The 20,661-nt window shown below is 41.9% G+C and carries 21 protein-coding genes and 3 tRNA genes; 16 read left to right on the plus strand and 8 right to left on the minus strand.

Annotated elements, in window-relative coordinates:
* From MMP72_RS02595 to pgsA, 3 genes are all read left to right on the plus strand, one after another.
* On the plus strand, positions 1-321 hold the full coding sequence (locus MMP72_RS02595) for a DOPA 4,5-dioxygenase family protein (RefSeq protein ID WP_241314246.1): 321 nt from the start codon (positions 1-3) through the stop codon (positions 319-321).
* A gap of 114 nt (positions 322-435) precedes the next feature.
* On the plus strand, positions 436-1,233 hold the full coding sequence (locus MMP72_RS02600; protein WP_241314248.1) for a thioesterase family protein: 798 nt from the start codon (positions 436-438) through the stop codon (positions 1,231-1,233).
* Positions 1,234-1,338: 105 nt separating this feature from the next.
* A complete protein-coding gene (gene pgsA, locus MMP72_RS02605; RefSeq protein WP_241314250.1) occupies positions 1,339-1,923 on the plus strand; it encodes a CDP-diacylglycerol--glycerol-3-phosphate 3-phosphatidyltransferase in 585 nt (194 codons plus the stop codon).
* A gap of 228 nt (positions 1,924-2,151) precedes the next feature.
* Here the strand turns inward: pgsA and MMP72_RS02610 are convergent, their stop codons facing one another.
* Entirely contained in the window at positions 2,152-2,925 is a 774-nt protein-coding gene (locus tag MMP72_RS02610) for an IclR family transcriptional regulator C-terminal domain-containing protein (RefSeq protein WP_241314252.1), read from the minus strand.
* 434 nt (positions 2,926-3,359) lie between these two features.
* Between MMP72_RS02610 and MMP72_RS02615 the strand changes: the two genes are divergently transcribed.
* The 3 genes from MMP72_RS02615 (at position 3,360) to MMP72_RS02625 (ending at position 6,719) form a co-directional block, all read left to right on the plus strand.
* Positions 3,360-5,453 carry an FUSC family protein gene (locus MMP72_RS02615; RefSeq protein WP_241314254.1) on the plus strand — a complete coding sequence of 698 codons (2,094 nt, stop codon included), beginning with the start codon at positions 3,360-3,362 and terminating at the stop codon, positions 5,451-5,453.
* A complete protein-coding gene (locus tag MMP72_RS02620; RefSeq protein WP_241314255.1) occupies positions 5,446-5,652 on the plus strand; it encodes a DUF1656 domain-containing protein in 207 nt (68 codons plus the stop codon). Before MMP72_RS02615 ends, MMP72_RS02620 begins: the two co-directional genes overlap by 8 nt.
* 65 nt (positions 5,653-5,717) lie before the next feature.
* Entirely contained in the window at positions 5,718-6,719 is a 1,002-nt protein-coding gene (locus MMP72_RS02625) for an HlyD family secretion protein (protein ID WP_241314258.1), read from the plus strand.
* A 1-nt stretch (position 6,720) separates the two neighbouring features.
* On the opposite strand, the gene ruvX is transcribed toward MMP72_RS02625, so the two are convergent.
* From ruvX to recN, 3 genes are all read right to left on the minus strand, one after another.
* Positions 6,721-7,164, minus strand: a complete 444-nt coding sequence (gene ruvX, locus MMP72_RS02630; protein WP_241314260.1) for a Holliday junction resolvase RuvX — start codon at positions 7,162-7,164, stop codon at positions 6,721-6,723.
* A complete protein-coding gene (locus tag MMP72_RS02635; protein WP_004668352.1) occupies positions 7,157-7,711 on the minus strand; it encodes a YqgE/AlgH family protein in 555 nt (184 codons plus the stop codon). Before MMP72_RS02635 ends, ruvX begins: the two co-directional genes overlap by 8 nt.
* A gap of 169 nt (positions 7,712-7,880) precedes the next feature.
* Positions 7,881-9,542, minus strand: a complete 1,662-nt coding sequence (recN, locus tag MMP72_RS02640) for a DNA repair protein RecN (protein WP_241314262.1) — start codon at positions 9,540-9,542, stop codon at positions 7,881-7,883.
* A gap of 245 nt (positions 9,543-9,787) precedes the next feature.
* Between recN and MMP72_RS02645 the strand changes: the two genes are divergently transcribed.
* The 3 genes from MMP72_RS02645 to MMP72_RS02655 all read left to right on the plus strand — a co-directional run bounded on the left by MMP72_RS02645 (position 9,788) and on the right by MMP72_RS02655 (position 12,040).
* Complete coding sequence (locus MMP72_RS02645) at positions 9,788-10,114, plus strand: pyrimidine/purine nucleoside phosphorylase (protein ID WP_004668356.1); 327 nt, start codon at positions 9,788-9,790, stop codon at positions 10,112-10,114.
* Between the two features lie 232 nt (positions 10,115-10,346).
* A complete protein-coding gene (gene rlmB / locus MMP72_RS02650) occupies positions 10,347-11,093 on the plus strand; it encodes a 23S rRNA (guanosine(2251)-2'-O)-methyltransferase RlmB (RefSeq protein WP_241314264.1) in 747 nt (248 codons plus the stop codon).
* A 35-nt stretch (positions 11,094-11,128) separates the two neighbouring features.
* A complete protein-coding gene (locus MMP72_RS02655; protein WP_241314266.1) occupies positions 11,129-12,040 on the plus strand; it encodes a DMT family transporter in 912 nt (303 codons plus the stop codon).
* Here the strand turns inward: MMP72_RS02655 and coaE are convergent.
* Genes coaE through pilB form a run of 4 tightly spaced genes read right to left on the minus strand, consistent with a single transcriptional unit; the run spans position 12,037 to position 16,470 of the window.
* Complete coding sequence (gene coaE / locus MMP72_RS02660) at positions 12,037-12,642, minus strand: dephospho-CoA kinase (RefSeq protein WP_241314268.1); 606 nt, start codon at positions 12,640-12,642, stop codon at positions 12,037-12,039. The genes MMP72_RS02655 and coaE overlap by 4 nt on opposite strands.
* Before the next feature lies 1 nt (position 12,643).
* Positions 12,644-13,504: an A24 family peptidase gene (locus tag MMP72_RS15875; protein ID WP_277606309.1), complete on the minus strand. Its 861-nt coding sequence runs from the start codon at positions 13,502-13,504 to the stop codon at positions 12,644-12,646.
* Entirely contained in the window at positions 13,504-14,730 is a 1,227-nt protein-coding gene (locus MMP72_RS02675; protein ID WP_241314270.1) for a type II secretion system F family protein, read from the minus strand. The genes MMP72_RS15875 and MMP72_RS02675 overlap by 1 nt, the downstream gene beginning before the upstream one ends.
* 24 nt (positions 14,731-14,754) lie before the next feature.
* Complete coding sequence (pilB, locus tag MMP72_RS02680) at positions 14,755-16,470, minus strand: type IV-A pilus assembly ATPase PilB (RefSeq protein ID WP_241314272.1); 1,716 nt, start codon at positions 16,468-16,470, stop codon at positions 14,755-14,757.
* Between the two features lie 377 nt (positions 16,471-16,847).
* Here pilB and tpiA point away from each other — a divergent pair, with 377 nt between their 5' ends.
* From tpiA to nusA, 7 genes are all read left to right on the plus strand, one after another.
* Positions 16,848-17,639, plus strand: a complete 792-nt coding sequence (gene tpiA, locus MMP72_RS02685; protein WP_241314274.1) for a triose-phosphate isomerase — start codon at positions 16,848-16,850, stop codon at positions 17,637-17,639.
* Positions 17,640-17,651: 12 nt separating this feature from the next.
* A complete protein-coding gene (gene secG / locus MMP72_RS02690) occupies positions 17,652-17,981 on the plus strand; it encodes a preprotein translocase subunit SecG (protein WP_241314276.1) in 330 nt (109 codons plus the stop codon).
* A gap of 57 nt (positions 17,982-18,038) precedes the next feature.
* A tRNA-Leu gene (locus MMP72_RS02695) sits at positions 18,039-18,123 on the plus strand.
* 43 nt (positions 18,124-18,166) lie between these two features.
* A tRNA-Met gene (locus MMP72_RS02700) sits at positions 18,167-18,243 on the plus strand.
* Between the two features lie 87 nt (positions 18,244-18,330).
* Positions 18,331-18,407 (plus strand) — tRNA-Met (locus tag MMP72_RS02705).
* A 207-nt stretch (positions 18,408-18,614) separates the two neighbouring features.
* Entirely contained in the window at positions 18,615-19,139 is a 525-nt protein-coding gene (rimP, locus tag MMP72_RS02710) for a ribosome maturation factor RimP (RefSeq protein ID WP_241314278.1), read from the plus strand.
* Between the two features lie 37 nt (positions 19,140-19,176).
* Positions 19,177-20,661: a transcription termination factor NusA gene (nusA, locus tag MMP72_RS02715; protein WP_241314280.1), complete on the plus strand. Its 1,485-nt coding sequence runs from the start codon at positions 19,177-19,179 to the stop codon at positions 20,659-20,661.

Genomic DNA, 20,661 nt, shown 5'->3' on the forward strand with positions numbered 1-20,661 from the left:
ATGCAATACCATGCTCATATTTTCTTTGACCTAGATCATGAACAAGCCGCGATACGTTTAAGAGAACAGCTATTACACATTTTCCCAGAGCGAATTTTTGTTGGCAGGTTATTATGTCGTGCGGTAGGTCCATTACCAAAGCCGATGTTCCAGCTCGAATATGAAAATGTAGATGCGATTTATGTACAGCAAGTACTGACTCAAAAATGTCTGGGTTTTTCTGTTCTCATTCATCCAATTCTTGAGAATGAAATTCTAGCGCATACGGTGTATGCAACTTGGCTTGGAACACCATTAGAACTTCGTTTAGATCAATTATAAGTTTCGGATTTCAACTGAGTGACCAAATCTTTCACGGATTGATGGGTCAATGATCATTCACAAATCGGTCAAAACATTCAAAGATAGGATGTTCTGAAGTTTAAGGGAAAAATAATGTCATTGCTTTCGTTATATCAGCAGGTAGAACAACAAGAATGGATTGATATTCCATCGGGATGGCTACAAGGTCGGACGGTATTTGGTGGTTTAGTTGCAGGCTTAATGATTCAAAAAGCCATGAGTGTGGTGAATGATGCAGCAAAACAACTTTTAAGCTGTAATATCACTTTCGTTGGCCCAGTACAACAAGGGCGAGCAAAACTGAGTGCTGAGATTCTAAGACAGGGAAAATCGGTCACAAGCTTGGAAGTACGTTTGTGGCAAGATGATGCGGTGCAAAGTATTTTAGTTGCAAGTTTTGGTTCACAGCGCGAGTCTCGTATTCATGTGCGTAATTTGCCACAAGTTCCTGATTATCCGACGGCAGACCAATTGGAAAAAACTTTCTATCTCGAAGGCTTGATGCCTGAATGCTTACAACAATTTGAACTGTGTTGGGCAGAGGGAAGCTATCCAATGGCAGGCAGTAAAGTGCCAGACTTTGGTGGTTGGAGTCGTTTTGCACCTAGCTTACATCCAAATCGTGATATGCAACTTGCAGATTTATTTGCATTAATGGATGTCTGGCCCCCTGGCGTATTACCGATGTTTAAGACTCCAGCACCCGCCAGTTCATTGACATGGCAGATTACGTATCTCAGTCCAATTGCACATCAAGTTCAGGATTGGTTTAAATATAAAGTGGTGACTGAGTTTGCTCATCAGGGCTATTCAACGGAATATGCTTATGTGTGGGATCAAGAAAACCAGCTTATTGCAGTGTTGAGACAGACCGTTGCTGTTTTTGCCTAATCGACATTGGGCTATATTTCGTATAAAGTTGCTTACAGATGGATACAATCTCGGTACATCCTTTGTGCAATATGCAAATTTGACGCGAACAACATGGCGGTGTTTATGAGTACAGGGCAAATCCTGAACATTCCCAATATCTTAACTTTGGCGCGTATTGCTCTAATACCAGTATTTTTGGTCATCGCTTATTGGCCACCCGCCATTGGCGCTGAACACCATGGGGGAATGCTGCGCCATATGGTGCTGACAGCAATATTTGTAATTGCTGCGCTCACAGACTGGTTTGATGGCTATTTGGCGAGAACTTTAGATCAAAGTTCAGCTTTTGGGCGATTTCTTGATCCCGTTGCAGATAAGTTGATGGTTGCTGCCGCATTAATTGTATTGGTGCAATGGCAACCTACGATATCTATGGCATTCGCTGCAATTGTGATTATTTCCCGTGAAATTACCGTATCTGCTTTGCGTGAGTGGATGGCTGAACTTGGTGCGCGGACCAATGTTGCGGTTTCAACCGTAGGCAAGTATAAGACCGCTTTTCAAATGATCGCGATTAGTGTGTTTTTGTTGAATTGGAAACCACTGGAAATGTGGGCCTATGCTTTGCTTTATGCTGCGGTTATTTTGACATTATGGTCAATGTTTATCTATCTCAAAGCTGCGTGGCCATATTTGAAACAACCTTAAAACAGATTTTTTATTGATCCGCTGCAAAATTCTTAAGCCTTCCTGATGGAGGGCTTTTTATTGGTTGTATGAAAAGCAAGACAAGAAAAAAGCCCATCACAAGGATAAGCTTAGTTCTCTGAGGAAACATACTCTTTTAGAGAGAATGCTGAAGAACATAATCATAATATGAGAATTTATTGATTTTTACAACGGTTAAAAATGTAAATGTTTTTTATATTCTCGAATTTAGCTGAGCTGACTGTCTGAAAGCGTTGCAAACTTAAGTTCAATATGAGCAGCATTGTTTTGCAGAATCTCAATCAGTTTTTGAATATTGAGAAAGTCAAAACGCTTTTTTGATGCCACTAAAGTGAGGGCAATCGGTGCTTCTTTGCTTGAAAAACGAATCGGTACTGAAAGACCGCAAACCAGTGGATCAATCTCACCTTGTGATAGATAAAAGCCTTGTTTCTTGATTTTTCGCATCTGTTGAACAAGTTCATCTAAGTTTTGTGCAAATCCGACCTGAGCAAGCTCATGGCTGAACTGTTGGTAGTAAGCCTGTATACGTTGTTTGGTTAAATGTGCAATGACGATTTTAGGTGATGCGCCAATATAGACAGGGCGTGGACAACCACGGCCGAAGGATAATAACTCTGATTCTTTGTAGGTTTCATGATGTAAATCAATGCAATAGTCATGATTTAAATAGGTCAGCAAACAGCAAAGTTCGGTTTTCTCTACAATATCCCGCATAAATGGAATACTAATTTGGACTAAAGGATCAGTGCTATGCGATATATAGTCTAAAACCGCGATTTTAGACCCTAAAGTGTAGTCACCTGAAGTGCCACTAATACGTTTCAGCATATCGGTCGCAACCAGTTCTTTAAGATAACGATAGGCGGTAGGTTTGGATAGACCAAGCTCATCACAAATGATATCGACATTGATAATTGGGCGTGAAACTGAGAATAGATCCAGTACAGTGAGAATCTTACCAAAACTCGAAATTGCCATGATGGGGCATCTACTCCTTAAAAATAACGTGAAAATCAAACTTTTATTGTTTTATAACAGAAAAGCCTTGCTTCGTGTATGGGCTTTTAAATCTGAGCACGATGGATTAATCAAGTAAGTACTACTTTGAGAAACAAGATCACCTTTAGTGAGATAATTTTAAATTAAATTGAAAAATTATCAAATAGTGATAATTTATGTTGACTATTTGGCTTTGTTTTGGAAAAATTAACCACACAATGTCTTATTTGGATAATTGTTTTTAGAATAAATATCCTAGAAACCGCTAAGCATTGTGCATTATTCCCCATCATCAGCTTTGCTCATATCACACTGATTTGGACATACCCAAGTCAGTTGAATTCGTCGTCACATAAATTTATGTGGTTGAAAGAATACCCGTGAGAAGACTGACTCAGAATTGAGACACGTTCATGTTATTTAAACAGTTGTTGGCTTTTAGACCGAGCCGACTGGACCTTATTTTTGCCTGTAAAACCTTTGTGGCAGGTATGCTGGCACTGTTTATTTCATTTGAACTCGATTTAATTAATCCAATGTGGTCGATTGGTACGGTGTTGATTATTGCCAATCCATATTCAGGCATGGTGTCGTCAAAATGTGTTTATCGTTTAGTGGGAACTGTGGTTGGGGCAATCATTGCCTTATTGTTAACCCCGCATTTTATTAATACGCCTTGGTTATTCACCATTATTTTGTCTTTATGGGTGGGTTTCGCTTTATATGTTTCATTGCTTGATCGTACGCCACGTAGTTATGTGTTTATGTTGGCGGGCTATTCAACTGCAATGATTGTTTATAACGCGATTACATATATCGATACCTACAATATTTTTGATATTGCATTGGCGCGAGTATTAGAAATTTCAATCGGTGTGATTGCATCAGCGGTGGTTTCGGCAACAATTCTCCCTGTTCATGTTGGCGCAATGATTAAGCAGCGTGTCAATAAAACCTTAAGTGATCTGGAAAGCACCTTTAAGAATCTAATGACTGTTCAGGCAAGCTCTGAAGATGATACGCAAATTCTATCTGTGATCACGCGTGATGCTTCGGACATTCATGCGTTGGCGGTGCATTTGGCCTATGAAAAAGGCGAGTTGAGGGGGATGACCAAACCTTTGCAGGAAATGTTGCATCAGGTTTCGTTAGTGGTCGCGAATCTTGTCGCATTGTCCCAACGTGTGAAACAACTTAAAAAAATGCAGATGGCCAATCTTGCACCACACTTAGATCTCATTCATCAGCATAGTTTGGCATTTTTAAAGCAGGAACAGTTGTTAACACCGAGCGATTTACAGACCTTACCGAGCGGTTTTGAGCAGGATTTCGTTGAACTGATGGCGATGGCAAGCTCTGAACAGCAAATTGTATTGGCTGCATTAAAAATGGATGTTCGTCATTTTATTGCCAATATTTTGGCGGTAAAGCTAATTTGGCAGCAAATTCAGCAGGGGAACAAAGAGATCCCCGTCGAAATTACCGCGATTACCACCAAGTATCCAAGTTTACATCGTGATCATGGTATCGCTGTTCGTGGGGGGATCAGTGCTGTGCTGATCACCTTTATTGTGACTGGCGCATGGATTCTTTCAGGTTGGAAAGCTGGGTTTATGATGGCGCAAATGGGAGCGGTGACGGCTTGTATTTTGACTGCTTTGGATAATCCTGTACCTGTTTTGCGGATTTTCATTTGGGGCAGTATTTTCTCTGCGGGTCTGGTGTTTTTATATGCCTTTGGTATTTTTCCGCATGTTACACACTTTTGGCAATTGGCTTTGGTGTTGTTTCCAATGTTCCTTGTGGCTGTGACCATGATGGCCAATCAAATGCTGATGCCGATTGGCATGGTCCTTGGGATCAATACCATGATGGGTTTAAATCTGCATAACCAATATACGATGGATGCAGTTTCTTATCTGGATAGTTCCTTTGCCATGATCTTGGGGGTGTTGGTTTCGCTGATCGTCATTGATTTGGTCCGTGCAGTTTCGCCGGATACCAGTGCGACACGTATTTTGGCTTTACATTACCAAGCGATGCGACAGGCAATCAGTATGTCGTATGGCAGTGATTTTAAAATCCATTTACGCAGTATGTTAGATCGCGTGGGTATCCTAAATACTAAGTTGGTGCAAAATCCTGAGATTAAAACAGCGATTCAGAATGCATTGATTGAGAGTAGTTCGATTGTTGATCTGGTTCGTTTACAGGAAATTAGCCAAAAGCTGCCACAGCTCCCCACACTGCAAACTGAAGTTGCAGTATTACAACAGCAGTTAACTCAATATTTCCAAGCCCAAGAGAAACAAGGTTCATTGCATCATTTTTCAATCCAAATTGTGCAACAAGTGAATGTACTTCATCGCATTGCTCAGCAGATTGAAGATGCGCAATTACAGCAACGACTATTGATTTCTCTGAATAATATTTGTGAAAGCATTGGTCATATTTCAACAGACAAGCTGGATTTAGCAATGTTAGGCGTAGGAGTGTCACATGGGTGAAATTAATCTTTATGGCATTTATATCCCCATTCTTTTGGTGCAAGCCATCGTCGCTTATGTCTTGTTTAAGCTGTTCAGTCCATGGGTGGATCGATTGATCATCAAGGGCTGGATCGCACTGCCGAGTATTTTCAATCTATGTTTTTACTTAGCATTGTTGTTACTGGTACATGGGCTATTTGTATGGTTGTGGGTCTAAACGCTGTTAATAAACGCTCAGTTTGAAATTTATTGATTTAAAAATACGTACTAAAGGTAATTAACATGAATGCATTTGATGTGCGAAAAGTCATACGTCCTATGGTCTTACTCGTTGCGATGGTGATCGCGGTTTATGCGGTCGTGCATTTATGGAATTACTATAATGCAGCCCCGTGGACGCGAGATGGTCGTGTGCGAGGGGATGTGATTCAGGTTGCATCAGATGTCAATGGTCTAGTCACGGAGGTCTTGGTCCAAGATAACCAAACTGTGAAAAAGGGGCAGGTGCTTTTTAAAATTGATGTTGCACGTCAGGCACTTGATGTTGAGCAAGCCAAGTCTGATTTAGCCAAAGCCAAGGCTGGTCTGGCTCAAGCCCATGCGAATTTGGCGGGCTCTAAAGCAAATTTAGTCAAAACCGAAGCCACTATGAATTTGGCTGAAAAGAATGCGGCGCGATATGCCAGCCTCATGGATGGCGCGATTTCCAAGCAAGAGCAGGATCAAGTGTTTGCAAGCCGTGATCAAGCTGTGGCAGAACGCGAGCAACTGGTTGCAAGTATTGAACAGTCCAATGCAGCCATTCAACAACAACAAGCGTTGATTGACGTTGCTCAAAGTAGTTTGCATTTAGCTCAATTGAATTTACATCGCTCGGAAGTGGTTGCGCCTGCGGATGGAACCTTATCAAATTTTGATTTGCGTGTCGGGAGTTATGTCAACGTGGGTCAAGCCGTTGCCGCTTTACTTGATCGGCATCAGCTTTATGTGGTGGGGTATTTTGAAGAAACCAAATTAAATCGCATCCATGTTGGCGATCACGCAACGGTTCAACTCATGGGTGATCGTCAACAGATTCAGGGGCATGTTCAAGGCGTGGCAACAGGGATTGAGGATCGTGAGCGTTCAGGTAGTTCTAACCTACTGGCTAACGTGAATCCAACCTTTAGTTGGGTGCGTTTAGCACAACGTGTACCTGTTAAAATCGTATTAGATGAACAACCTCAGAATCCGCTGGCTTTTGTGTCTGGACGTACGGCAACGGTTAGAATTATTGAGAAATGATTTAAGGCGTAACTCCAGTAGGATCTCGATACCAACTTTGAATCAGCAACGCAGCCGCAAAACTATCCGCAGATATGCGCTTGGCGCGACCTCGCTCTTGATAAAATTCAAGTTCTTCTCGTGCTTCTCGAGTGGTTAAGCGTTCATCGACCATCCATGTTTCAATGTTGGTTTGATGGCGTAAGCGTCGTGCAAATTTGCGGGCACGTGCAGAAAGTTCTGACTCACTATCATCCATGTTCAGTGGCAAACCCACTAAAAAAAGATTGGGTTGCCATTCTTTGACCAGTTTCAATAACTGATTCCAGTCAGGAATGCCATCTTTCATGATGAATAGAGGGAGAGGGTTGGTGCTTTCGATACTCGACTGACCAATCGCAATGCCCATTTTTTTGGTACCAAAGTCAAAAGCCATAATGGATTGAGCAGTGTTTAAATCAGGCATGACCAATCTCGGAAGCAAACCACGTACGATCTACCCCAATTTTTTTGTAGGCCGCGTCCCAACGGTCGTCATAGGGTAAATTAAAAATCAAATCCATATCTGAGTCGCAAATCAGCCAATCACCCCGAGCCATTTCTTCCTCAAGTTGATTTTTGCTCCAACTCGCATAACCCAATGCAATTTGATAACGACCAACCCCTTCATTGTGTGCGATCGCGTCCAAGATATCTTTACTGGTGGTGATACAAACATTTTCACCCACCGCGATTGATGAATGCCATGTCGGTTGACCGGTATGTAGGACAAAGCCAGCCTCAGGACGTAAAGGTCCACCTTGCAAAACTGCATGGGGTTGTACATTGTCGGCATCAATCTCTAAATCATTGAGCAATTCTTTGATTTGTAGGTCAGAAGGGCGATTGATAACAATGCCTTGAGCGCCGTCTTCATCATGGCGAGCAACATAAATGACTGTGTTTGCAAAAAAGTCATCTGCCATGTCTGGTGGAGCAATTAGACAACGATGAGTTAAATATTGTTTCGTCACCTAGGTGGTTCTCCATCAAAATATTCTGTTGATTTATCGAGGGTCTGTTGACATTCCATCTGGCGCAAGTATTTGTGAAATGCCAACAGACCCTATATAGGTTCTTTTTATCAACATACAAGAGTTAATCGGATTTCGCCAATCATTTTCTGATATTTTGTTGCAGAACTTAGGTCGATTGAAACTTGAGCTGACGTAATTGTTTGGCATGCTGTAAGGTGGTTTCACTAATTTCAACACCACCAGACATACGTGCAAGTTCCAAAATGCGTTGTGCCTCATCCAGTTCAATGATGGTGCTGCTGGCAGGATCAGTTTGTTGCTTCTTCACTAAGAGATGCTGGTCAGATTGTGCTGCCACTTGCGCTTGATGGGTAATACACAGTAACTGAACATGTTGTGCCAAATCAGCAAGGAGGCGACCAACCACTTCTGCCGTTCCTCCGCTAATCCCGACATCAATTTCATCAAATACCAGTACTTCAGCTTCGGTTTTTTCAGCATTCATGACTTGCATGACCAACGCGATACGCGACAGCTCACCACCTGATGCCACGCGTGCCAGCGGTTGCGGTGGGATGCCTTTATTGGCAGTAAATAACAGTTGAATAGCACTTAAACCTTCAGCATTGGCTGGCGTTAAAGGTTCGAACTTAAACTCAAAATAGGCTTCAGGTAAGGCAAGTGGTTTGACTTGTTCAATCAGTTGTTTTGCCAATGGAATGGCTGCTGCACGACGAATCTCATCTAAATGTTGTGCTTTCTGCATAAACGCTTGATATGAAAGCTCAACTTGTTCAGCCAAGGTTTCTGGATCTTCAAGATGATGTAGCTGTTGCAGCTCTTGTTGCCAAGTTTCGTATTCCTGTTTGAGTTGTTCAGGTTGGGTACGATACTTACGTGCAAGTCGATGGAAAATCTCTAAAGTGGCATTGAGCTGTTCCATCCGCTCAGGATCAAAGCTTTGTCGGTCAATAAATTGACGTAAGCTCGCCGTGGCATCATCTATTTCACTTTGCGCATTCAATAATGAATTATAAATACTAGAAAGTTGTTCACTACGCCCTGCGTGAGATTCCAAACGACGGATGATAGATGCAAGTTCTTGGGTGATATTTTGTTCGGCTTCATCTAGCACATTTAAGCTAGAACCACAGTCTTGCATGATGTGTTCATGATGGCTCAGACGATCAAATTCTTGTTCAGTGTCACGATAATCCGTTTGAATGACTTCTTCGAGTTCTTCGAGCTGGGATTCGAGCGTTTGTATTCTTTGAATACGTGTTGTTTGCGCATCTAAAGCAGCTTGATGTTGTTGAATGTTTTTTTGCCAAGTTGCATAAGCCTGACGTACAGCGTTGGCTGGCTCTGCAAAGTTACTATAACGATCTAACCAATGTTTAGGATAAGGCGGCTCAAGTAATTGTTGTTGGCTATGTTGGCTATAAAGTTGTACCAGCAAACGACCAATTTCTTTCAGCTCAGTTAAACTACTTGGTCGTCCATTAATCCATGCTTTACTTCGACCAGTGGCAAAAACCACACGTCTTAAATGAATTTCACCTGTGTCATCATCCAGTTCATGTTCTTTCAACCAAGAGGCTTCAGCACTTTCGGGTTGATAACTAAATACGGCAGTCACATCAGCTTTATCCGCCCCATAGCGGACATAATGGGTGTCTGTACGTTCACCTAAACAAGCTGACAATGCATCTAACAATAATGATTTACCTGCACCAGTTTCACCAGTAAGTACATTAAAACCTTGTTCAATATCTAAAGCGAGGTGGTCGGCGAGTGCAAAATTAATTAAAGTTAAATGGGTGAGCATAAACGCATCCAATGCACAAAATCTTTTGCTTAAAGATAGAGAAGTTTTATAGTTGCCACAAGGGTTGAATACAGCATTTTGCTTATTTGCCTAGGATATGGTGGTTCTCGCTGTGACAAAGCACTTTGGCGCTTGGCGATTTGCTGCAAAAAGCATGAAAAAAATGGATTGATTAGTGGCGCAGGCACAATTAAACTACGTCCATCATAACCTAATATAAATGCTGCATTATTTGGAGAGTAGGCATGAGTTCAGTGCAGTTTGATCATGTTACGGTCATTAAAAAGTCAAATGTGTATTTTGGTGGGGCATGTATTAGCCATACGGTACAATTTGAAGATGGTACGAAAAAGACTTTAGGTGTGCTTTTGCCTACTGAACAGCCTTTAGCATTTGAGACACATGTGCCAGAGCGTATGGAAATTATTTCTGGCGAATGTCGCGTAAAAATTGCAGACAGCACTGAAAGTGAGTTATTCCGTGCAGGTCAGTCTTTTTATGTGCCAGGTAATAGTGTCTTTCATATCGAAGCTGATGAAGTCCTCGATTATGTCTGCCATCTAGAAGGCTAACCTATTGCCGTTTAAATCGAGTACACTATATCTAAAGAGAATCCTGTAAAGTCATTTACAGGATTTTTTTATTAAATTCCATTGCGGAGCTATTCGCTCCTCACCTGTAAAGTCACTTTGCAGGATTTTTATTTTTTATAAGTCTCCCATAAGTTCTCCATTTAAAAGAGAAACTTTTTACAAGCTAAATCCCCTTTTTGAAGAGTGGGTTTTTTAAAGAGGTCGTTCGTTCATGGCAAAATCTGAATATTATTATGGTGTTCACTCAGTGGAGTCATTGTTAGAGTTAGAGCCTGAGCGAGTTTTGACTTTATTTACCCTAAAAGGTCGTGATGATCAACGGCTACAAAAAATTTTACAGCTTGCAGAACCTTTTGGTATTAGTGTGCAAAAGGCCAGTCGAGACAGTTTGGAAAAGTTGGCAGGTCTGCCTTTCCATCAAGGGGTGGTCGCTGCTGTACGTCCACATCCGACTTTAAATGAACAAGACTTAGATCAACTGATGCAACAGTCTCCAAATGCGTTGCTGTTAGCACTCGATCAAGTGACTGATCCGCATAATCTTGGTGCTTGTATTCGTACCGCTGCTGCAATGGGGGTGCAAGCTGTGATTGTGCCTCGCGACCGTTCGGCAGGTCTGACACCGACTGCTCGTAAGGTTGCAGCAGGGGGAGCTGAAAAAGTTAAATTTATTCAAGTCACCAATCTGGCGCGTACTTTGGCACATTTAAAAGACACCACGCATACTCGTGTTATTGGCACGATGCTAGATGAAAAGGCATTGCCTCTTCAGCAATGTGATTTTAGTGGCTCTGTTGTGATCGTGATGGGCGCTGAAGATACAGGTTTGCGACCAATTACCCAGTCTCAATGTGATCACACGGTTTATATTCCAATGTCAGGTGACTTACAGAGTTTGAATGTCAGTGTGGCCACGGGGATGGCATTGTATGAGGCATGTCGTCAGCGCAATGTATAATCATTGATGCGGTATGATGATTCAAGTGATTTAGCATGACTGTTCGAACGCAAGGCTATTTATATGTCTTCATTACCATGTGTATTTGGGGCGGGTTTACCATTTTCTCCCGCTTAAATGCGCATTGGCATATCAGTGCTTGGGATTTGGTGGCAATGCGCTTTGCGATTGCATTTACGATTCTGATGCCGATCCTGATGTACAAGAAAGATTTGGCTTTTTTGTGGCATCCACGGGCCGTGATATTGGCATTAACAGGTGGTCTAGCGTACTGTTTTACCGTCTATACTGCTTTTCTACATGCTCCTGCCGCACATGCAGCGATTTTTTTAAATGGTTTTATCCCATTATGTACTGCCGTTGCTGCTTATTTATTTTTTAAGCAGACCTTTGATAAACATACATGGTTGAGTTTGATCATCATGTTGAGTGCGTTGGCAGTCATGAGCTATTTGATGCTGCATGAGCAGGCTTCCTCATTTGGTTTGGGTGATTTGTTATTCTTTTTGAGTGCAGTTTGGTGGGGACTCTTCACTGTGTTGTTGAAACAGTGGCAGTTATCCGCATGGCATGCAATGGCAAGTGTGGCAATCTGGTCCGCATTGATTTATCTACCAATTTATTTTTTGTTTATTCCAAAGCATTTCCAAGACGTTGACGCTGTACATTTACTGGTACAAGGGTTATTTCATGGCGTGTTGGTGGTGATTGTTGCAACGTTGACCTATATTGCTGCAATTGAACGCTTAGGGGCATTTAAGACGGGAAGTATTGTCACTTTAGCGCCGTTTATCGCTGCTGTACTTGCAGTTCCTTTGTTAGATGAACCGTTAAGTGCTGCTGTTGCTTGTGGTTTGCTGGGGATGGCAATCGGAGCACTACAGCCATGGCGATGGTTCCGCCAAGATAGCTTAGCTAAACAACTCGCTCAGCAAAAACACGATTAAAAAAATTGCTCGGCCTGTTGTAAATAACTTAAATGTAAGGGCTTAAGCTGCTTGTGCAGATGTTCTAATAAACCATCATTGAGCACAATGTCATTGGCCAATTGTTGTTTTTGAGTTCTAGGCATCTGTGCTGCAATAATTTTTCTAATCTCTGCTTCATTTTGCCCATCGCGTTGGCTGGCACGTTGTAATTGGATATGCTCATCCGTATCAATTAATAACGTATGATGAACCAATTCATGCTGGTTGGTTTCAAATAGGAGTGGCGAAACCAAAATCACATAAGCACTTTGGGCTTGTTGGAGTTGTTGGATAATGGACTGGCGAATCGCAGGGTGGGTAATTTTTTCTAAAGTTTGACGCGCGTCTGGTGATTGAAAAATATGCTCACGCAAAGCACGCCGATTTAGGTTGCCATCTTCTAATAACACCCAATCTCCAAAGGTCTGTTGAATGCTTTTTAATGCAGGCTGACCACGCTCAACCACTTCTCTTGCCACAATATCGGCATCAACAACACAAATACCTTGAGATTCAAACCATTGGGTCGCCGCAGATTTGCCACTACCAATGCCACCTGTAATTCCCAAGATAAATTGCATGTTAACCTCCAAGATAAACTTTCATAATTTGATCACCCCATAAAAAAGCAATCCAACCTGCAATCGCGATATAAGGGCCAAATGCAAAAGGCTGATTTTCACCACGCATTTTCAACAGAATAATACCCACAATTGCACCCACAATTGAAGAGAGTAAAACAATTAAAGGCAGTAGCAACGGCCCCATCCAAGCACCTAATGCTGCGAGCAGCTTGAAGTCGCCATAGCCCATACCTTCTTTACCTGTGATCAGTTTAAAGAGGTAATACACAATCCATAAACACAGAAAACCAATCACATAGCCCCAGATAGCTGCGGTTGCTGTGGTATAAATTGCAAAGCTGTTAATTGCCAAGCCTAACGCTGCAAGGGGAAGGGTAAAGCGATCAGGAAGCAGTTGTGTATCAAAATCAATAAAGGTGAGGGCGATCAGTATCCACGTCAACACTAATCCAAATAGCATCTGTAATGTTGCGCCAAACACCGCAACCACGGCCAGTGAGCACAGCATGGTTAAGAGTTCAATCAATGGGTAACGCATACTGATTGGATTTTGGCAAGAACCACATTTACCGCGTAGCACGAGCCAACTGATCACAGGAATATTTTGATACCAACGGATAGTTGATTCACATTGGGGACATGTTGACGCGGGTTGACTTAAAGTTAATTTACTTTGATCGATGAGTGGTTGTTCGGGATGTAGCAACATCTGGCATTCTTGTTGCCATTCCTGCTCCATCATTCTCGGCGTGCGGTAAATAACCACATTGAGGAAACTACCAATACATAAACTCAATAACCCAACTGCAATATATAGCGCAGTTAGGTTTTCGACAAAATACGATACGAATTGTTGCATTAGACCACAGAGCCCATTTGGAAGATTGGAAGGTACATTGCAATCACAAGCCCACCGACCAGTACACCTAGAATAGCCATGATGAGTGGTTCCATCATGGCGGTTAAGCCATCAACCGCGTTATCGACTTCATTTTCATAGTGGGTTGCCACTTTATCGAGCATACTGTCTAAAGCACCCGATTCTTCACCGATTGCAACCATTTGAATCGCCATAGATGGGAAGCGATTCGATACACGCATGGCAAATTGTAGTTGTTGTCCAGTTGCGACATCTTCACGGATCTTCATCACTGCATTTTCATAGACCACGTTATTGGTTGCACCAGCCGTTGATTCAAGGGCATCAATCAGTGGAACACCTGCTGCAAATGTTGTCGCTAAAGTACGGCTATATCGCGCGATAATGGCTTTATAAATTAAATCACCAAAAATAGGTAATCTCAGTGCCATTTTATCCAGTGTGTCGCGGAACTTCTTGCTTCGTTTTTTTGCTTCGAGAAAACAAGCAATAATTGCACCAATCACAATAATCAGGATAAACCAGTATTCTTGCATCCATACCGACATATTCACCACCATTTTTGTAAAGGCCGGTAAGTCAGCACCAAATGAACTGAACAGGTCTTGGAAAACAGGTACAACTTTGACCATCAAAATAATCGTCACAATCACAGCAACCACGATAACTGTGGCTGGATATTTCATGGCTTTTTTGATCTTTTGTTTTAGGAGTTCGCTTTTTTCTTTATAGATAGCGACACGATCCAGCATGGTTTCCAGTGCACCAGACTGTTCACCAGATTCAACCAAAGAACAAAATAAGTTATCAAAATACTGTGGGTATTTTTTGAGTGCACCTGCAAAAGTATTCCCCCCCTCGACTTCGCCTTTAATACCGAGTACCACTTCGCGCATAGATGGATTTTCTAAACCCTCAGCAACAATTTCAAAACCTTGAACCAGCGGTACACCTGCTTTCATCATGGTCGCGAGTTGGCGAGTAAACACAGTAATATCAAGTGTTGTGACTCGCTTTTTCGTTAAGCCATCGAGAATATTTTTGCGTTTCTCTCGAATATTCTTAATGGTTACACCCTGCTTACGTAACGTGACTTTTGCTAAAGCCATATTGCGTGCAGGTAATTCCCCTTTAATTTTTGCCCCTTTACGATCTACCCCTTCATAAGCAAAAGTAGGCATCATTTGCGCTTTTTTAGCTGCCATGATTATTAATCCTTTTTATTAATTTTATTCACTGGTGACTCGATTAACTTCTTGCAATGACGTGATCCCTTGCATGACTTTTTGTAAACCTGAACGCCTTAAATTGTTAAAACCAGCTTGTGCAGATGCGGCTGCGATTTGTAAAGCATTGCCATCTTCCATAATAATTTTAGAGATTTCAGGGGTCACTTTCATTACTTCATAAATACCCACACGACCTTTATAGCCTTCACGACACTCCGAACAACCCACTGGCTGAAATATTTGAAGTTCAGGATTTGCTAAATCCTCTTCAGTGAATCCTAACTCTAAAAGGCTTTGTTTTGGAATGTCTATCGCTTGTTTACACTGTGGGCATAAGCGACGCGCTAATCGTTGGGCAATTACCAGATTAACCGACGTTGCGATATTGAAAGAAGGTACGCCCATATTACGCAAACGAGTCAGTGTTTCAGGTGCACTGTTGGTGTGTAGTGTAGACATCACCATATGACCTGTTTGCGCTGCTTTAATTGCAATTTCAGCAGTTTCTAGGTCACGAATCTCACCGACCATGATGATATCAGGATCTTGACGGAGAAAGGCTTTAAGTGCTGCGGAGAAGGTTAAGCCCGTTTTGGTATTGACGTTAACCTGATTGATCCCTTCTAAGTTAATCTCAACGGGATCTTCTGCTGTTGAAATATTGGTGTCTTCAGTGTTCAGGATATTAATACCGGTATATAAAGAAACCGTTTTACCAGACCCTGTTGGACCTGTGATCAATAGCATGCCTTGAGGTTTGTCGAGTGCCTCCAAAAATAACGCTTTTTGTGCATCTTCATAACCGAGTGCTTCAATGCCTAACATGGCGCTAGATGGATCAAGAATACGCAGAACCAACTTTTCACCAAACAAGGTGGGTAATGAGTTGACACGAAAGTCAATCGCTTTGGTCTTGGACAGTTTGAGCTTAATACGGCCATCTTGCGGCATTCGTTTCTCAGAAATGTCCATTTGCGACATGACTTTTAAACGTGAAGCAAGCCGAGTTGCCATTTGTAATGGGGGATTGGCAATTTGTCTTAAAACACCATCGACACGATAGCGAACTCGATAGGTTTTTTCATACGGTTCAAAGTGCAAATCGGATGCACCCATACGAATCGCGTCAATCAACAGTTTATTAATATATTTTACAATCGGTGATTCATCGCCCTGAGACGCGGCATTATCATCGTCATCTGACTGATCTGGAACAACATCAATATCGAGATCAAAATCTTCACTATCACCAAAATCAAAACTGCCAGAATCCCCAAATTGTTGCTCGATGAGTTTTTCTAGTTTGCTGTGCTCAACAATAATCGGTTCGATATTGAGTTTGGTGTTAAAACGAATCGCATCCAGTGCATCGATATTGGTTGGATTGCTGGTGGCGACATATAAGATTTGCCCACGTTGAATCAGAGGTGCAATCCGATGTTTTTGGACCAGCTTACTGTCGGCGAGTTCACGCGGCAACAAAGCCGTATCAAACACCGCTAAATCAAATACGGGTTCACCGAATTCTACTGCAATAGTTTCAGCAATGGTAAGTTGAGAAAGACGATGATGTTCAATCAGATGCGCAACAATATCTTGTTGCGCTTTTTTTGCTGTGTCGATTGCTGTTTGCATACTGGATGCAGACATATGACCATCTTCGACCAACCGTCGAATAAACCCCGAAAATTTTGGAGACGTATGTAATCCTGACATCTGTCCGCCTTATGACAATAAATGTTTATAATATGTATCCTAAAAATTATACTTTTGTTATGCAAAAATACTACTAGAGAAAGTGTCGTTTTTGACTTGGTTCATAGATAAAACTTTGAACTAATCGAGTTTTTTATAAATTAATTTTCTTTTATTGCTTCTACTGCTAAAGGGCATGAGATTAATTTGCGCTTAAGCATGCGATTTAGTTTTCCAGTGTATATAGAAAGTAACCGTGAGTTCTCGAAGGATATTTTATTGAGATGTGTTCGTTTTCGATCTGATTTATATTTAAACAATAGAAAAAAACTCAATTTGATAAAAATCCGTGTAAAATATGCAGCATTTTTGAGAAATTAACATTAGGTAGGCGGAGTATGTCGAATTCGACCATTACCCCTTGGGTTGTTGGTAATTGGAAAATGAATCCAATGCATGCGAATGCTTTCCAATTAATACAAGAATTTAAACAGTTATTAGAGCAAGATAATATTGCTCCTGAGCAGTGTCATATCGGTGTCGCACCAACCACAATCGCTTTAACCAGTATTCAAGCTCAACTAAAAGATGCAGCTAGAACGGTTTATACTGTCGCGCAAGATCTTTCGCGGGTGGCTGGCACAGGGGCATACACGGGAGAGGTGAGTGCAGAATTACTTCAAGACAGTGGCATTGAATTTGTTCTCATTGGCCATTCTGAACGCCGTGAGTTGTTTGGTGATAAGGTCGAAATTTTAAAAGAGAAGTTGCATCATGCATTAAATGCAGGTTTAACTGTGATCTACTGTGTAGGTGAAAGTCTTGATCAACGTGAGCAAGGTTTGGCTGATCAAGTGGTATTACAGCAAATCTGTGATATCGCTTCTGTTGTTAATGTTGAACAATGGCAAAATATCGTGGTCGCTTATGAACCGATTTGGGCAATAGGTACGGGTAAGACGGCTTCACCAGAAGATGCTCAGGCGATGCATGCAAAAATCCGTGAAGGTTTAACGCAAATCACATCATATGGCGCAAACATGGCCATTTTATATGGCGGTAGTGTTAAAGCTGAAAATGCTGTTGAATTGGCGGCATGCCCAGATATCAATGGTGCCTTAGTCGGTGGTGCATCTCTCAATGCACAATCTTTTTACCAAATTGCAAAAGCATTTGCACAAAGCAAATAACGAGGAATAGAAATGTATAGTTTTATACTCGTTGTACACATTATTTTAGCAATTTTGATTATTGCTTTGGTTTTAGTACAACAAGGTAAAGGTGCAGAAGCAGGCGCATCATTTGGCGGCGGCGGCGCTGCAACCGTATTTGGCGCATCAGGTGCGGGTAACTTCTTGACGCGTTTAACCGCAGTTTTTACTGCAATCTTTTTTGTGACCAGTCTAACTTTAGCTGTGCTTGCCAAAAAACATACAACGGATGCGTATAGTTTAAAAACTGTGCAAAGTTCAACTTCCGCTCCAGTAACATCGGCTGAAACTTCACCAAATGCACCAAAAACGACTGAATAAGCTGAATTAATGCTTTCCTTTTTCTGTTTTAGGTACTAGAATTCGTCCCACAAAGCTGCGGTGGTGGTGGAATTGGTAGACACGCTACCTTGAGGTGGTAGTGCCTTCGGGCGTGGGGGTTCAAGTCCCCCCTTCCGCACCAAGCTTAATAACCAGTAAGTTTGGTGTACGCAGTGATTTGTTGATGCGGGATGGAGCAGTCTGGTAGCTCGTCGGGCTCATAACCCGAAGGTCGTTGGTTCAAATCCAGCTCCCGCTACCATTTGATTAAGGTGCAACTTAATCAAGCAATGGTGAAGAAAACTTAGATTGACTTTTCTTCATAATTGTATATAATTTTGCACGTTGATGCGGGATGGAGCAGTCTGGTAGCTCGTCGGGCTCATAACCCGAAGGTCGTTGGTTCAAATCCAGCTCCCGCTACCAAGTTTCTAAAAAGAGGCTCACAATAGGTGGGCCTTTTTGCACAGTGGGCTTTGCTTTTCTGTGTAACATAGGGGCGATTACGCCCTTTTTTATTGGTTGTTTAGCTATCGTGTAGTGTCGATATGAGCCGTATACGGCGCAAGATCAAATCATCGTGTTCACTATACGGTTAAGATTGATTGGCTCGCATGAGAGCGACGAGAGTAAATGAAATTATCAAATAAATCTCAAGCACTGTTTGATCTTATCGCACCAGCTGTAGCTGCTTGTGATGTAGATCTGTGGGGGATTGAGTTCCTACCACAAGGTAAACGTTCTTTATTACGTATTTATATTGACAAAGCGACCGATGAGAATGTGGAACCACTTCTAAATGAAGAGGGTGAAGCAGAACAAGGGCGTGGTATTGGCGTTCAAGATTGTGTGCTGGTCACACAACAAGTGGGTGCAATGCTGGATGTCCATGATCCGATTTCAGGTGAGTATGCTCTAGAAGTGTCTTCACCAGGTTGGGATCGCCCATTCTTTCAGTTGTCACAAATGTCTGGGTATATTGGACAGCAAGTCGCTTTACGATTAATTGCTGCTGTCGAGAACCGTCGTAAATTTCAAGCGAAATTACTTTCTGTTGACCTCGAAAATGAAATGATTCAGGTTGAAGTCGAAGGTGATCACGTGCTTGAAATTGATAGTAATAATATTGATAAAGCAAATTTAATCTATCAAGACTAATATTAACTTAATTTTATAAGAAATCGGTAGGTGACTTATGGGCCGTGAAATTCTTACCGTTGCAGAAACGGTTAGTAATGAAAAAGGTGTTAGTCGTGAAGCGATCTTCGAAGCGTTAGAGCAAGCACTTGTTGCCGCGACGAAGAAAAAATTCTACGAAGGCACAAATTCAGAAGAAGCTCAACTTCGTGTTGAGATTGACCGTAAAACAGGTGATTACCGTACTTTCCGTCAGTGGACGCTCGTTGCGGATGAAGATCATGAAATGCCAGCGTGTCAAGATGCGATTTCTGATGTAGACGCAACAAAATGGTCAATTGGTGATATCCGCGAGCTTGAAGTTGAATCGATCGAGTTTGGTCGTATTGCAGCACAAATCGCAAAACAAGTGATTGTGCAAAAGATTCGTGAAGCTGAGCGTGCATTGGTTGCAGATGCTTATGAGTCTAAAGTTGGCGAACTGATCTATGGTGAAGTGAAAAAGCAAACCAAAGATGGCTTTATCATTGATCTTGGTGACAATGCGGAAGCATATTTGGCACGTGAAGAAACCATTCATAAAGAAATTTTACGTCCTAAGCAGCGTATCAATGCAATTTTGTATAACGTGAACCGTGAAGGCCGTGGTGCACAATTGCTATTGTCTCGTGCCCGCCCTGAAATGCTAATGGCGTTAATGAAAAAAGAAATTCCAGAAATTTCTGAAGAAATCATTGAAATTAAAGCAGCAGCGCGTCAACCGGGTGTGCGTGCTAAAATTGCAGTGAAAACCAATGACCATCGTATTGACCCTGTGGGTGCATGTATTGGTATGCGTGGTACGCGTATCCAAGCGGTACAACAAGAGTTAAATGGTGAGCGTATTGATGTTGTGGTGTGGTCTGATGATCCAGCGCAATATATTGCAAGCGCATTAGAGCCAGCAGATGTGTCAGGTATCGTACTTGATGAAGATGCACGCAGCGCAGATATTATTTTTGCGACCAGCGATCAGTTGGCACGTGCGATTGGTTCGCAAGGACAAAATGTTCGTTTAGCATCGGAATTAACCGGTTATAAACTCGACATGATGTTAGAAGAAGAGTATCGTGCTCGTCAGCAAAATGAAGCACAACAATATCTTGATATGTTTGTATCACGTCTCGATATTGAAGAAGATTTAGCGATGGCTTTAGTAGAAATGGGCTTCACTTCATTAGAAGAAATTGCTTATGTTCCTGCTGAGACCTTTGATGAAATCGAGCTTGATGCAGACTTAGTTGAATTACTACAAAGTCGTGCAAAAGAAGCTGCATTAACCGATGCGTTAAAACAGCAAGAAAATATTCAAGAGCCAAGTGCAGAACTTCTCGGTATGGAAGGTATGACGACTGAGATTGCGTATGCATTGGCGGCACGTGGTGTGATTACTGTTGATGATTTGGCAGATCAAGCGACTGATGATATCTCTGATATCGAAGGCTTAGGTCATGACAAAGCGGGTCAACTCATCATGAAAGCACGTGAATCATGGTTTAACTAG

It is taken from the genome of Acinetobacter sp. NIPH 2699, assembly GCF_022549355.1.
GTDB lineage: Bacteria > Pseudomonadota > Gammaproteobacteria > Pseudomonadales > Moraxellaceae > Acinetobacter.